General features: G+C 68.9%; 12 protein-coding genes. 1 reads left to right on the top strand and 11 read right to left on the bottom strand.

Going from position 1 to position 13,369, the window contains the following annotated elements:
• Positions 1-32 precede the first annotated feature (32 nt).
• From LX14_RS10930 to LX14_RS10910, 5 genes are all read right to left on the bottom strand, one after another.
• The gene (locus LX14_RS10930) at positions 33-1,724 is read right to left on the bottom strand and encodes an ABC transporter family substrate-binding protein (RefSeq protein WP_253647228.1); all 1,692 of its coding nucleotides are present in this window, start codon (positions 1,722-1,724) and stop codon (positions 33-35) included.
• A gap of 38 nt (positions 1,725-1,762) precedes the next feature.
• Complete coding sequence (locus LX14_RS10925; protein WP_253647227.1) at positions 1,763-3,649, bottom strand: ABC transporter ATP-binding protein; 1,887 nt, start codon at positions 3,647-3,649, stop codon at positions 1,763-1,765.
• Positions 3,642-4,592 carry an ABC transporter permease gene (locus tag LX14_RS10920; protein ID WP_253647226.1) on the bottom strand — a complete coding sequence of 317 codons (951 nt, stop codon included), beginning with the start codon at positions 4,590-4,592 and terminating at the stop codon, positions 3,642-3,644. The genes LX14_RS10925 and LX14_RS10920 overlap by 8 nt, the downstream gene beginning before the upstream one ends.
• 28 nt (positions 4,593-4,620) lie before the next feature.
• Positions 4,621-5,595, bottom strand: coding sequence for an ABC transporter permease (locus LX14_RS10915; RefSeq protein WP_253647225.1), 975 nt, complete (start codon positions 5,593-5,595; stop codon positions 4,621-4,623).
• Positions 5,596-5,788: 193 nt separating this feature from the next.
• Positions 5,789-6,232: an Hsp20/alpha crystallin family protein gene (locus LX14_RS10910; protein ID WP_253647977.1), complete on the bottom strand. Its 444-nt coding sequence runs from the start codon at positions 6,230-6,232 to the stop codon at positions 5,789-5,791.
• A gap of 290 nt (positions 6,233-6,522) precedes the next feature.
• On the opposite strand from LX14_RS10910, the gene LX14_RS10905 reads away from it, so the two are divergent.
• A complete protein-coding gene (locus LX14_RS10905) occupies positions 6,523-8,538 on the top strand; it encodes an acyl-CoA dehydrogenase family protein (protein ID WP_253647224.1) in 2,016 nt (671 codons plus the stop codon).
• Here LX14_RS10905 and LX14_RS10900 read toward each other — a convergent pair.
• The 6 genes from LX14_RS10900 to LX14_RS10875 form a co-directional block, all read right to left on the bottom strand.
• Positions 8,516-8,773 (bottom strand): hypothetical protein, encoded by a 258-nt coding sequence (locus LX14_RS10900; protein ID WP_253647223.1) that lies wholly within the window; start codon positions 8,771-8,773, stop codon positions 8,516-8,518. The genes LX14_RS10905 and LX14_RS10900 overlap by 23 nt on opposite strands.
• The gene (gene mce1N / locus LX14_RS10895) at positions 8,770-9,396 is read right to left on the bottom strand and encodes a transport-regulating membrane protein Mce1N (RefSeq protein WP_253647222.1); all 627 of its coding nucleotides are present in this window, start codon (positions 9,394-9,396) and stop codon (positions 8,770-8,772) included. Before mce1N ends, LX14_RS10900 begins: the two co-directional genes overlap by 4 nt.
• Positions 9,389-9,772: a hypothetical protein gene (locus LX14_RS10890; protein WP_253647221.1), complete on the bottom strand. Its 384-nt coding sequence runs from the start codon at positions 9,770-9,772 to the stop codon at positions 9,389-9,391. The genes mce1N and LX14_RS10890 overlap by 8 nt, the downstream gene beginning before the upstream one ends.
• A gap of 34 nt (positions 9,773-9,806) precedes the next feature.
• Positions 9,807-10,673 (bottom strand): hypothetical protein, encoded by an 867-nt coding sequence (locus LX14_RS10885; protein ID WP_253647220.1) that lies wholly within the window; start codon positions 10,671-10,673, stop codon positions 9,807-9,809.
• A 61-nt stretch (positions 10,674-10,734) separates the two neighbouring features.
• Positions 10,735-11,727, bottom strand: coding sequence for a porphobilinogen synthase (gene hemB / locus LX14_RS10880; protein WP_308214091.1), 993 nt, complete (start codon positions 11,725-11,727; stop codon positions 10,735-10,737).
• Positions 11,728-11,731: 4 nt separating this feature from the next.
• The gene (locus tag LX14_RS10875) at positions 11,732-13,339 is read right to left on the bottom strand and encodes a bifunctional uroporphyrinogen-III C-methyltransferase/uroporphyrinogen-III synthase (RefSeq protein ID WP_253647219.1); all 1,608 of its coding nucleotides are present in this window, start codon (positions 13,337-13,339) and stop codon (positions 11,732-11,734) included.
• Between the last annotated feature and the right edge of the window lie 30 nt (positions 13,340-13,369).

Raw genomic sequence — 13,369 nt, 5'->3', positions numbered from 1 at the left:
CGCCGCGGCGCCGAGCGGGTATCGCAGTGCGCCTATTTCAGGAACCCGACCTTCGAGAAGTCGGTGTCACCGAACGCCGGAGCGCCGAAGTTCGCGAGGTTCTTCTTGGTCGCGTACGTCGACGGACGCTGGAACAGGGTGAGGCTGTGCCCCTCCTGCCAGACCTTCTGATCGAGCTGGTTGTACAGCGCGATGCGCTTGGTGTCGTCGGTCTCCGCCAGCGCCTGGTCGGCAAGGGCGTTGATCTCGGGGCTGCCGATCTGCCCGTAGTTCTGCAGCGTGATGCCCGGGGTCAGCCGGTAGATGCCGTCGCTGCTCGACGTGAACGGTGTTCCCTCCCAGGTGAAGTGGGTGACGTCGAAGTCACCGCGCAGGATGTACTTGGTGAAGAAGTCGTCGGACGGGACGGCGTCGATGACGAGGTTCACGCCCACGTCCTTGAGGTTCTGCTGCATGATCTGCGCCTCCTGCGTCGCGTTCGGCGTGTCCGCCGGGATCACGTCCTGCAGGTCGAGCTGCTTGCCGTTCTTCTTGCGGAACTGGCCGTCCATCACCCAGCCGGCCGCGGCGAGCTCCTTCTTCGCCTGGTCGGGGTTGAAGGTGATGTCGCCGTTGTTGGCCTGGTATCCCTTCTGGCCGTTCACGAAGAGGTGGTTGTCGAGGATCGTCGGCTTGGAGGTGATCTGACCCAGCTGCGACTGGGCGATGATGCTCCGGTTGATCGCCTTCATCAGCGCGAGTCGCACCGCCTTGTCCGACGTGACCCGGCCTTGCGCGCCGTTGAAGTCGAAGTGCCGGTACTGGAATCCGAGGCTCTGCCGCAGATCGACATCGGGGATCCCGCGCGCTGTCTTGAAGGCGTCCGCCGAACTGCCGAGCTCGTAGTAGTCGATCTCACCGCTCTGCAGGGCGCCGATGGATGCGGTCGAGTCCAGCGGGATGAAGGTGATCGTGTCGAGGACGGCCTTGTTCGCGCCCCACCAGTTCGGGTTGCGCTCGGCCACGAATCGCTTCTTGCCCGGCTCGATGGAACGGATGCGGAAAGGCCCGGCAGTGGCGGGGAAGGTGTTGATCGAGCCGGTGTTGAACGCCTGCGGGGAGGACATCGCCTCACGCGGGAGAAGCGGATTGAACAGGCTGCGCCAGTCGCCGAAGTTCTTGCCGGCGGCAAAGGTCAGGATCGCCTGCTTGTCCGACGAACCACGTACGAGGGACTCGACGCGGTCGTAACCGGCCGTCGAGGATGCCTGGTACTCGGTGTTCTTGCCGTTCTGCGCCGTCCAGTTGGTGACGAGGTCGGTGTAGTCGATCGGGCGACCGGTGCTCCAGGTCGCCTTCGGGTTGATGTCGTAGGTGATGGTCTGCTTGCCGTTCACCGTGCCCTCGGTGATCGACGAGAAGTAGTCGGTGTCGACAGACAACGACGCGTCGGCCGCCGCGGTGAACGCCCGCGGCATGAGCGCCAGATAGAAGCGGTTGGTGTCGACCTGCGTGCCGTCGATCTGGTCGTAGTTGAAGTTCTGTGGAACCTGCGACAGCGGGAAGTTCATGTTCCCGCCCTGCTTGAGATCAGTCAGCGGGTGTGGGTTCATGGCGGCCGTCGCCGCGAACGACGCCGGTGCGTTGGGGTTCCCCGACTCGCCGGACGAGCAGCCTGCGAGCAGCCCGGCGGCCGTGACGGCGACCGCGAGCGGGATCGCCGCTCGGAGTAGTCGACGTGTCATCGTGTGTCCTCTCTCGACGCACCACCGTGTCGGCGGTGTCAGATCTGTTGTGCCAGTTCGGCGGCGGTCGTGATGCGCTCCCGCTGCAACGCGGGGTCGGGGATCGGGATGGCGGCGAGCAGCGCTCGGGTGTAAGTGTCCCTGGGTGACGTGAAGACGTTCTCGGTCGGTCCCTTCTCGACGAACACGCCGTCGCGCATCACCGCGACCTCGTTCGCGAGGTGGCGGACGACGCCGAGATCATGGGACACGAACAGGTACGCCAGTCCCAGTTCCGCCTGGAGGTCCTGTAGCAGGTTCAGCACACCGGCCTGGATCGAGACGTCCAGCGCGGACACCGGCTCGTCGAGGACGAGGATCGACGGCTTGGTGGCCAGTGCCCGCGCGATCCCCACCCGCTGGCGTTGGCCACCCGAGAACTGCGCCGGGAACCGGTCTGCCAGCGCGGGTCGGAGCCCGACGGTGTCCATCAGCTCGCGCACGCGCCGGGCTCGACCACCTGCGTCGACACCGGCGATCCGCAACGGCTCGGCGATGATCTCCCCCACCGGCATCCGGGGATCGAGCGAAGCCATCGGATCCTGGAACACGATCTGGATGTGTGCGCGCAGGGCGCGCTGGTCGGCGCGCGACAGCTCGTACGGACGCTGCCCGCGGATCTCGACGGACCCCTGTTCGGGTCGCACGAAGTCCATGATCTGCAGAAGGGTCGTCGACTTCCCGCATCCGGATTCGCCGACGATCGCGAGGGTCTCGCCCGCGCGGACGTCGAAGCTGATACCCCGCACGGCCGCGAAGGAGCCGGACCGGCGACGCAGCACGGATCCCCGATAGAGCGGGTAGCTCTTGTGCAGATCACGGACGGCGAGGACCACCTCGGCCGTCGTGTCCGCCGCGGCCGGCGTCGTGGCGTCGACACCGAACACCTCGGCGGCCGGTCCATCGGCGGCGTCATCGACCCGGATGCAGGCCACGCGGTGTCCCGGCGTCACCTCGACGAGGGCCGGCTCCTGCTCGTCACACGCGTCGACGTGCAGAGGACACCGCGGTGCGAACGGGCACCCCGTCGGCACGTCGGCGAGGGCGGGAGGTGTGCCCTCGATCGGAACGAGACGCTTCTGGGCGGGCCTGTCCGGCCGGGGGATCGAACCGAGCAGACCCACGGTGTAGGGCATCGACGGCGAGGCGAAGAGGTCGGCCACGGGCGCGGTCTCGACCGCCCGTCCGGCGTACATCACCATCACGCGGTCGGCCACACCGGCGACCACCCCGAGATCGTGGGTGATGAACACGACGGCCGCACCGGTGACGTCACGCGCGGTCCGGAGCAGGTCGAGGATCTGCGCCTGGACGGTCACGTCGAGCGCGGTCGTCGGCTCGTCGGCGATGATGAGGTCGGGGTCGTTCGCGATCGCCATGGCGATCATGACGCGTTGTCGCATTCCGCCGGAGAACTCGTGCGGATAGGACCGCGATCGTGTTCGCGCATCGGCGATCCCGACCGTCTCGAGGAGTTCGATCGCTCGGTCGGTCGCCGCCGCCGTGCTCAGCGACGGCTGGTGGATGCGCAGGGCCTCGGCGATCTGGTCGCCGACGCGGTAGATCGGCGTCAGTGCGGTGAGCGGGTCCTGGGAGATCATCGCGACCGTCCGTCCGCGCTCGCCCGACATCTCCCTGTCCGAGAGTCCCAGCAGTTGACGGCCGTTCAGCTCGATCGACCCCGACACGCGGGCACTGTCGGGCAACAGACCCATCACCGCCAACGACGACACGGACTTCCCCGAGCCCGACTCCCCCACGATCGCCAGCACCTCGCCGGGTGCGACCTCGTAGTCGAGCCCACGGACGGCGGTGATCGTCCCCTCCTCGCTGGGGAACGTGACCCGCAGGTCGGACACGGCGAGGACCGGTGTCGCGTCAGTCACGGGCCTGCCCCCGTCCGGACGTCGGGTCGAACGCGTCGCGGAGTCCGTCGCCGATGAAGTTCGCGGCCAACACGATCATTACCAGTGCGCCACAACAGAACGCGAACAGCCACGGGTAGGTGAGCGCCGACGACGTCCCGTCGGCGATGAGGGTTCCGAGCGAGACGTCGGGCCGTTGCACCCCGAACCCGAAGTAGCTCAGCGTCGCCTCGCCGATGATCGCGATACCGACGTTGAGGGTGACGTCGACGATGAGGATGGAGGCCATCGCGGGCAGGATGTGCTTGCCGATGATGCTCGCGGGTGTCGCTCCCATGTAGCGCGCCGCACGGATGTACTCCCGCTCACGCAGCGACCGGGTGAGCGCCCGCACGATCCGCGACGTGATCATCCACGAGAACGCGGCCAGCAGGAGAACGAGGATGAGGAAGCTCTTGCCGCGGAAGAACGGGCTGGCGATCGCGATGATCAGGAAGCTGGGCACCACGAGCAGCGCGTCGGCGATCCACATGAGCACACGGTCGGGCCAGTTGCCGAAGTAGCCGGCTGCCGCACCGACCACTCCGGCGACGATCGTCGAGATGAGCGCCACGAGCACGCCGATGATCAACGACTTCTGCAGACCACGCAGCGTCTGCGCGAGCACGTCCTGGCCGATCTGATTGGTGCCGAACCAGTGGTTGGTGGTGGGTGGGGAGTTCAGGGCGAACGGGTCGATCTCCTCGTAGCCGTACGGGATGACCGACGGCAGCACGAATGCGGCGAGCACGAGCAGCACCAGCACGACGATTCCCAGGAGCGCCAAGCGGTTCCGCAGGAATCGACGCAGCACGAGCCGCCGACGGCTGATCGGAGCGGTGACCTCGACATCAGCCGCGGTGTCGGCGGGGACATCACGGTCCGGGTCGGCGGCATCACCGGCCGGACGGATGGGCACGGTCATCGCGGGGATCCTCCCGATCGCACGCCGGTCACACCCGCACCCTCGGATCGAGTGCGGCGGTGAGGATGTCGGTCAGCATCCCCGAGATCAGCACCGACAAGGCGGTGAAGAGCGACACCGCGAGCGTGATGTTGATGTCCTGACTCGTGATCCCGTACACCAGCCAGTCGCCCATCCCGTACCACCCGAAGACGCGCTCGGTGAACGTCGCACCGGTGATGACCGCACCCATGCCGAACGCGAACAGTGTCGCCATCGGGATCAGCGCGGTGCGGAACCCGTGTCGGAAGACCGCCCGCCCGCGGGTCAGTCCCTTGCCGCGCGCCGTCCGGATGTAGTCCGACCCGAGTTCGTCGAGCATCGACCCCCGCATGTACCGGCTGTAGCTGCCGAGTGTGAACAGGATCAGGACGAGCGTCGGCACCACGAGATGCTGTGCGCGGTCGACGACTTCGGTCCACAGGCCCGGTCCGACGGTGGTCGACGTCTCGCCGGTGTACTGGAAGATCGTGGAACCGGTCGACTGGTTGACCTGTACCGCCACGTATTTGAGCACCGGCGCGAGGACGAGGACCGGAACGCTCAGCAGGACGAACGTCACGATGGTCGCGATGTGGTCGAACAATTTGTACTGGCGTACAGCACTGTAGGCGCCGATCAGTGTCCCGATGACAGCGCCGAGGACCGTGCCGAGCACCACGAGGCGCAGCGACACCAGGATTCGTCGCCACAACTCGTCGTTGACCGACCCGGCGGCGACGGTCTCGCCGAAGTTGCCGGTCAGAACGTCACGCAGCCAGGCGAAGTACCGGACGACGGGGTTGTCGCCGAGATGCAGCGCCGCGCGCTTGGCCGCGATGACCTCCGGCGCCGGGGGCGGGTTGCGCCCCAGCAGGTTCGCCAGGGGATCGAAGGTCAGCGAGGCGAGCAGATAGGTCAGGAACGTCGCGACGAAGAGGAGCACGAGGTAGTTGAGAAACCTCCGCGCGAGATATCCCGCCACGCAGTGCACCCTTCGCCGACCGAACAAACCTCGGTCATTGTGCACACGAAGTGTTTCGCGTGGGTTTCGTTTCGCGCGGAAACCTCACGCGTGTCGGGTCCGGGTCGTCCATGCCGGACACGACGACGCCCGCGGGTCCCCTACGGACCCGCGGGCGTCGTCACCGCGTCACCTCGCCCTCACACGCTGCGCCTCAGGCTGATTCGGTCTCGATCGATCGCGGGGTGTCGCTGTGCGCGATCTGGATCTTGCGCGGCTTCGCGCGCTCGGCGACGGGGATCGTCACGGTCAGCACGCCGTTCTCGTACGACGCGGTGATGCCGGCGGCGTCGATGTTGTCCCCGAGGCTCAGCTGCCGCCGGTAGGTGCCGAAGAAGCGTTCACCGGTCAGCCACTGCACGGAGTCGTCGGACCGGGCCGTGCGTTGCGCCGACAGGGTGAGCGTCCCGTTGTCGACGTCGACGTCGATCGAACCTGGGTCGACGCCGGGCAGGTCGGCGGTGAGCAGGTAGTGGTCGTCGACCTTGCACAGGTCCATCGGCATGAAACGCGGCACCCGGGCCGAGCCCGCCTGGCCTCCGTTGAGCAGACCGCGGGTCAGGGTGTCCAGTTCCGTGAAGGGATCGAATCGCAGCATCGTCACCACACCTCCTGTGTTCCGTTCGTGACATCCGGCCCCGCAGTCGCGGCCGCCGTTCGCTGGTGCGCCACCGAATTTAGCACTCGATGACGTCGAGTGCCAGAGTCGTCGTCGAAGAATTTTTGGCCCAGTTCGTCACCGCGACAGCATCTTCGGGCCGAGGGACCCACCGGCGTGCTCTACACCGAGACCGTTCCGTTACCCGGCGCATCCGAGCTGGGCGAATCGGTCGGCAACTGTGACCGATATTGCAGACCCCGCCGATGATCCCCGCCTACCGTGGTGTCATGACCGTCGCAGAAGCACCCGAGAATCCGTCCGCGGGCACCGCGGGAGTCGCACCGTCGGGGGATGGTGAGTCCGATCGTCGCCTCCTCGTCGACAACCTGAAGTACGTGCTCGACGGCCGCTGGCGCGGTCTGCGGGAGTACGCGCGTCAGCACATGGACCGTGCTGACCTCCTCCCCGATCCCACGCTGACCATCGACGAGGCGCGCGACGCCACCTTCGCGAAGATGAAGGAGCTCGCCCAGCTCGACTTCGCCGCCTACGGCTTCCGCGAGGAGCACGGCGGCACCGGGGACGTCGGTGCGTCGGTCACCGCGATCGAGATGCTCGGTTACGCGGATCTGTCGCTGATGGTCAAAGCCGGTGTGCAGTGGGGCCTCTTCGGCGGCGCGATCGAGAACCTGGGCACCAAGCGTCACCACGACAAGTACGTCAAGCCGCTCATCGACCTCGAGCTGCTCGGCTGTTTCGCGATGACCGAGAAGGGCCACGGCTCGAACGTCCAGGCGCTCGAGACCATCGCCACCTACGACCGTGACGCCGACGAGTTCGTCGTCCACTCCTCCACGCCGTCGGCGACCAAGGACTACATCGGTGGCGCGGCGAAGCACGCACGCATCGCAACGGTGTTCGCACAGTTGGTGACCGGCGCCCCCGGCGAGGAGCCGGTGAGCCGCGGTGTGCACTGCTTCGTGGTGCCGATCCGCGACGAGGACGGCAACGCCCTGCCCGGCGTCACCATCGGCGACGACGGCCCCAAGGGTGGTCTCGCCGGCGTCGACAACGGCAACCTCGCCTTCGATCACATCCGCATCCCGCGGGAGAACCTGCTCAACAAGTACGCCGACGTCGAACCCGACGGCACGTACACCTCGCCCATCGAGAGCGACAACCGTCGCTTCTTCACCATGCTCGGCACGCTGATCCGCGGCCGGGCCAGCGTCGGCGCCACCGCCGGCGCCGCCGGTCGCAAGGCCCTGGCCATCGCGGTGAACTACGGCAGCCAGCGCCGCCAGTTCGACGCGCCGTCCGGGGACGACGAGATCCCCGTGCTCGACTACCGGGCGCACCAGCGCAAGCTGCTGCCGCTCGTGGCGAAGTCCTACGCGCTGCAGTTCGCGATCAACGAGATGATCGAGGAACTGCACGAGGTGCAGTCGGCCAACCCCGAGGGCACCGAGGGCGACGACTCCATGGCGGGACGCCAGCGTGAGCTCGAGGGCACCGCCGCCGGCCTGAAGGCCGCGACCACATGGCATGCGTCGCACACGATCAACGTGTGCCGCGAGGCATGCGGCGGCGCCGGGTACCTCTCGGAGAACCAGCTGCCGATCATGCGCGGCGACATCGACGTGTTCACCACGTTCGAGGGCGACAACACCGTCCTGACCCAGCTCGTCGCGAAAGAACTGCTCTCGGCCTACGCCGAGGAGGTCCAGGGCTACGACACCCGTGGCTGGGCACGGTTCATCGCCGGCATGGCCCGCGACGTGTTCCTGGAGAAGTCCGCCGCCCGGCAGGTCGTGCAGACCCTCCTCGACTCCTCCGACGAGGACCCCGAGAAGTCCGACCTCACCAACCGCGGCACGCAGATCCGCCTGTTCCGCAACCGCGAGGACCACCTGCTGCGCACGGCGGCCAACCGCATGCGTCGCGCACTGTCCGACGACGCCGACGAGTTCGAGGTCTTCAACGACGCGCAGGACCACATCCTCAAGGTCGGTCAGGCGCACATCGACCGCGTCGTGCTCGAGTCGTTCATCTCGGCCATCGACTCCTGCGACTCGCAGTCGGCCAAGGACCTGCTCTGGAAGGTCTGCGACCTGTACGTCTACACGACGATCGAGTCCGACATCGGCTGGTTCCTCATGCACCGCCATGTCTCGGTGGAGCGGGCGAAGGCGATCCGTCGCGGGATCAACGAGCTCTGCGCCCAGCTCCGACCGCACGCGCAGACGCTGGTCGACGCGTTCGGCGTGCCGCCGGCGCTGCTCAAGGTCGAGATGCAGCCCTGAGCGACGGCAGTGCCCAGGCCGCCGCGACCACCGCGGCGATCGCACACACCGTCGCCGCGCCGATGCGGTCACCGCGATACTCGGTGAGCGTGTACGGCCCGGCGACGGTGCGACCGCCGAGTTCGAGCGGCGGGTAGGTCGCGGTGTGGACGGCGGTGACGCCGAGCCACACCGTGACAGCCATCAGCACCACGGCAAGGACCACCACCCCGAGCGCGGCCGCTCGTCGGGTCATCGACCGGACCCGCGGTCGTCGCGGCGACCCCTCGGCGCCAGTCCCATCTGCACGGCCAGGACCGCCTCGGTCAACTCCTGCCGGAACCGCTGGTGATCACGCGCCCACGCCTGCACCAGCGCACCCGAGGTGAGGGTCAGACCGACGCCCTTGCGGCGTCGCGGTACACCGGACAACTCGCCCAGCGCCGGCGCGCTCTCCCACTTCTGGGCGTCACCGCCCTGGTTCTCGGGGTGGATGGTCTCGATCTCCGACAGCGCGATGGTGCGGACACCCTGCCGCAAGGTCGTCTCGGTCAGTTCGACGCTGACGTGTTGGCGCGCGGCGTAGACCTGGATCGCCGAGAACGCGGTGAGCACGACGAAGAAGATCGACAGCACCGGCCAGTGGATCTGGCCCGGCCCGCTCGCCTCGACCGCGACCACGGCACCGATGAGGATCGGTCCGATCAGCACCACCGACCAGCTGCCGCCGGACTCCCGGAACAGCACGTCACCGCGCTCCGACGGTGAGGGCAGCGAGTCCTCGGACTTCGCGGGGGTGACGGCGGGCTCGTCGTCGTCCCGGTCGGGATCGTCCCGGTCAGGATCGTCGGGGAGATCGGATCCCGGCGTCTCAGGCACGCTTCTCCGTGAACCACGGCTCGGCGGCCGGGCGGTAGGCGAGCATCGATCCGACGAGGCCGAGCAGACCACCGATCAGGACGAACGGGATGCCGAGCAACACCGCGAGCAGCATGCCGAGGATGGTCACCACCAGGGTCAGGACTGCCACCGTCGAGCGCCACCGGGGATCACCCAGTCCGGCGCGTCGCCCGAGGACCACCGTCGCCGCGCCGGCCGCCACCGACACGACGGCGATCCCGACGAAGAAGGCACTCGTGTTGAGGATCCCGACCACGAGCGCCCAGATGGCCGTGACCACCAGCACCACGCCGGAGGCGAGCCAGAGCCGGCCGGCCCACAGGGCCTGTCGTGGCGTGGACGCGGGCGCCGTCATGACCGATCCCGGGGTGCAAGAGCGTGCATGCGCGTCATTCTCCCCGGTCGGATCGCTCGTCCGGGGTCGGGTCGGCCCTCGGCGCATCGTCTCGGTCACCGAGCCCACGCTCACGGACGTTCTCCCCGCGCGCGGGCTCCCACCGCGCATGCGGGTCGTACCGCGGCGACTGCTGGGGGTACGACCGCTGATCGGGACCCTGCGTCGGCGGGTACTGGTACTGCTGCTGCGGCGGGTACTGGTTCTGCTGGGAGTACTGATTCTGCGGCGGGTGTTGCTGGGTGTACTGGTTCTGCGGGTACGGGTTCTGCGGCGGGTACGGGGGCTGCTGCGGCGGCGTCGGCCCGGCGGGCGGCGTTGTGCCCCAGGTCGTCGGGCCCCCGCCGCGACGATGGGCCGCCATCGCCCGGCAGTACTTCTCGGTGTCCCGTTGCACCAGCAGGTAGGCCGCACCGAGCGCGGCGACGCCGCTGAGCACGGCCGGGATCGTCGTCCACGACGACGCCGCGTCCCCGAACAACCCGACGGCGGTCTGCGCGACGATGAACGCACTGAAGAACATGAGCGCGAGCCGGGCCCAGTTGCGTCCGGAGCGCGCCATCCACACGACGAGCAACGACAGCAGCGTCAGCACGACGCCCACCGCGACGTAGACACCGACGATGGTGCCGGTGGAGGTGAGCATCCGGACCTCGTCGGCACTCGCACCCGTCGAGGCGGACCTCGCGGCCTCGCGTACCGAGTCCGACGCCGTCGGGTACTGCCCGGCGTAAGCGATCGCCTGCCCGGCCACCACGACCAGCCACAGTTCGGTCGCGATCGCCAACGGGTTCGGGAGGGCCGGCTTGCCGCCGGGCTCCTGCGGCGCGGGCCCCGACGGGGTGGGCGAACGGTCTGACATGGCCGCCAGGGTAGTCGTCGGTACGGGTGGGTCCCGTCGACCTGCAGGCGGGGCCGTCGAGCTAGAGCAGACGGGTGGCGAGCTCGGTCGCCCAGTAGGTCAGGACGATCGACGCACCCGCCCGGCGGATCGACGTCACCGACTCGACGATCGCGGCGTCACGGTCGATCCATCCCCGCTCGGCAGCGGCAGTGATCATCGCGTACTCCCCTGAGATCTGATACGCCGCGACCGGCACGTCGACGACGTTCGCGACGTCGCGGACGATGTCGAGGTAGCTCATCGCCGGCTTGACCATGACGATGTCGGCGCCCTCGGCGAGATCGAGTTCCAGTTCCCGCATCGCCTCGCCCCGGTTCGCGGTGTCCTGCTGATAGGTCCGACGGTCGCCCTGGAGAGTGCTCCCGACCGCCTCGCGGAACGGCCCGTAGAACGCCGACGCGTACTTCGCCGTGTAGGCGAGGATGCCGGTGTCGTGGAGGCCGGCGTCGTCGAGACCGGCGCGGATGGCCCCGACCTGGCCGTCCATCATCCCGCTGGGGCCGAGCAGGTGGGCCCCGGCCTGCGCCTGCGCGACGGCCATCGAGACGTAGCGCTCGACGGACGCGTCGTTGTCCACGCGACCGTGGTCGTCGAGGACGCCGCAGTGGCCGTGGTCGGTGAACTCGTCGAGGCACGTGTCGGCCATGACGACCGTCGAGTCGCCGAGGTCGTCCCGCAGCGCACGCAGCGCGCGGTTGAGGATGCCGTCGGGGTCGTCGGCGCCGGATCCCGTGGCGTCCTTGTCCTCGGGGCGCGGCACACCGAACAGCATCAGTCCGCCGACGCCCGCAGCGACAGCCTCGTCGGCCGCGGCGCGCAGCGAGTCCAGCGTGTGCTGGACGACGCCCGGCATCGACGAGATCGGTCGGGGAGCATCGATGCCGTCGGCGACGAACACCGGCAGCACCAGGTGCCGCGGTTCCACCGACGTCTGCGCGACCAGCCGCCGCATCGCCGGCGAGGTACGTAGCCGGCGCGGCCGGATGTCGCTGCCGCGACCGGTCTCGCTCACCGTGTCAGGACGACCGCGAGGTGCGGCGGGCCTTCTTCCGCGGCGGGGGCAGAGCACCCTCGGCGCGCAGACGGGCGGCGTGCTCGGCGAGGGCGTCGACGAGGTCGGGCACAGACGCCGTCTCCGGCTGCACGTCGACCCGGAGGCCGAACTCCGTCGCCGTCTCGGCGGTCTTGGGCCCGATGCACGCCACGATGGTGCGGGCATGCGGCTTGCCCGCGATGCCGACCAGGTTGCGGACGGTCGAGCTCGAGGTGAAGCAGACCGCGTCGAACCCGCCGGTCTTGATCATCTCGCGGGTCGTCGCCGGCGGCGGTGCTGCGCGGACCGTGCGGTAGGCGGTGACGTCGTCGATCTCCCAGCCGCGGTCGCGCAGGCCCTCCGAGAGGGTCTCGGTGGCGATGTCGGCGCGCGGCAGCAGGATCCGGTTCACCGGGTCGAACACGTCGTCGTAGGGCGGGAAGTCCTCGAGCAGACCGAGCGACGACTGCTCGCCGGACGGGATGAGCTCGGGGTTGATGCCGAAGGCACGGACCTTCGCGGCGGTCGCCTCACCGACGCAGGCGATCTTCACGCCGCTGAACGCACGGGCGTCGAGACCGAACTCGGCGAACTTGTCCCACACCGCGCGGACCGCGTTGGTGGAGGTGAAGACGACCCACTGGTAGCGGCCGTCGACGAGACCCTTCACCGCACGTTCCATCTGCGCGGGGCTGCGCGGCGGCTCGACGGCGATGGTCGGCACCTCCATGGGGATGGCGCCGTGGGTGACGAGACGGTCGCTCATCTCACCGGCCTGGTCCTTGGTGCGTGGCACCAGGACGGTCCAGCCGTAGAGCGCCCGCGACTCCCACCAGTTGAGCTTGCCTCGCTGGGAGACCACCTTGCCGACGGTCACCACCAGCGGGCCCTGCAGGCCGGCGGCGGAGTCGTTGAGGGTGGCCAGCGTCGCCTCGATGGTCCGCTGCTGGCAGGTCGTGCCGTTGACGGTGACCGCGACGGGGGTCTGCGGGGCGAGTCCGTGCTCGGTGAGGGCGCTGGCCGCCTCGGCCAGGTGCGCGGCACCGGCGTGCAGCACCAGCGGGCCGGGGGCGGCGGCGAGCGCCGCCCAGTCGACCTCGCCGCGGACGTCGGCCTCGGTGTGGCCCGACCCGAGCGGCATGCCGGCGTAGCTCGGGACGGCCGCGGCGGCGGGCAGGCCCGGGATGACCTCGAACGGGACCGAGGTGCGTGCGACGGCGGACACCTCGGTGAGCACGGAGTCGGTGGTCAGCGGGTCGCCTGCGACGAGGCGGACGACGTCCTCGCCGGCCTTGGCCGCGGCGAGGAGGGTCTTGGCGACCTCACTCGGGTCGCCCAGCGCGGGACGCACCCGGGTGGACTCGTCGCCCTCGGTGGCCTCGGCGGTCGCCTCGGCCTCGGCAGGGGTCTCGTCGGCGAGAGCGTCGGCACCCACGATGTCGAGGACACCGGCCGGCACGTCGGGGTCGACAAAGACGGTGGTGGCGCCGGCGATGGCGTCGCGCGCCCGGACGGTCAGCAGCGCAGGGTTCCCCGGACCCGACCCGACGAACAGGATGCGACCGGGGCTTGCCTTCTTCGTACGGCTCATGCGTTTAGCACTCTCCTGACCCGTGAGGGT

The organism is Williamsia deligens (assembly GCF_024171765.1).
Lineage (GTDB): Bacteria > Actinomycetota > Actinomycetes > Mycobacteriales > Mycobacteriaceae > Williamsia_A > Williamsia_A deligens.
Note: the sequence above shows the minus strand (reverse complement) of the source record. Positions and strands in the feature narration are given on the sequence as shown.

What these genes read in the sequence shown, in the direction of transcription:
- LX14_RS10905 (WP_253647224.1), top strand. Translation starts at nt 6,523, where the DNA reads ATGACCGTCGCAGAAGCACCCGAGAATCCGTCCGCGGGCACCGCGGGA.
- LX14_RS10900 (WP_253647223.1), bottom strand. Translation starts at nt 8,773, where the DNA reads ATGACCCGACGAGCGGCCGCGCTCGGGGTGGTGGTCCTTGCCGTGGTG.
- LX14_RS10875 (WP_253647219.1), bottom strand. Translation starts at nt 13,339, where the DNA reads ATGAGCCGTACGAAGAAGGCAAGCCCCGGTCGCATCCTGTTCGTCGGG.
- LX14_RS10930 (WP_253647228.1), bottom strand. Translation starts at nt 1,724, where the DNA reads ATGACACGTCGACTACTCCGAGCGGCGATCCCGCTCGCGGTCGCCGTC.
- LX14_RS10920 (WP_253647226.1), bottom strand. Translation starts at nt 4,592, where the DNA reads ATGACCGTGCCCATCCGTCCGGCCGGTGATGCCGCCGACCCGGACCGT.
- LX14_RS10890 (WP_253647221.1), bottom strand. Translation starts at nt 9,772, where the DNA reads ATGACGGCGCCCGCGTCCACGCCACGACAGGCCCTGTGGGCCGGCCGG.
- LX14_RS10885 (WP_253647220.1), bottom strand. Translation starts at nt 10,673, where the DNA reads ATGTCAGACCGTTCGCCCACCCCGTCGGGGCCCGCGCCGCAGGAGCCC.
- LX14_RS10910 (WP_253647977.1), bottom strand. Translation starts at nt 6,232, where the DNA reads ATGCTGCGATTCGATCCCTTCACGGAACTGGACACCCTGACCCGCGGT.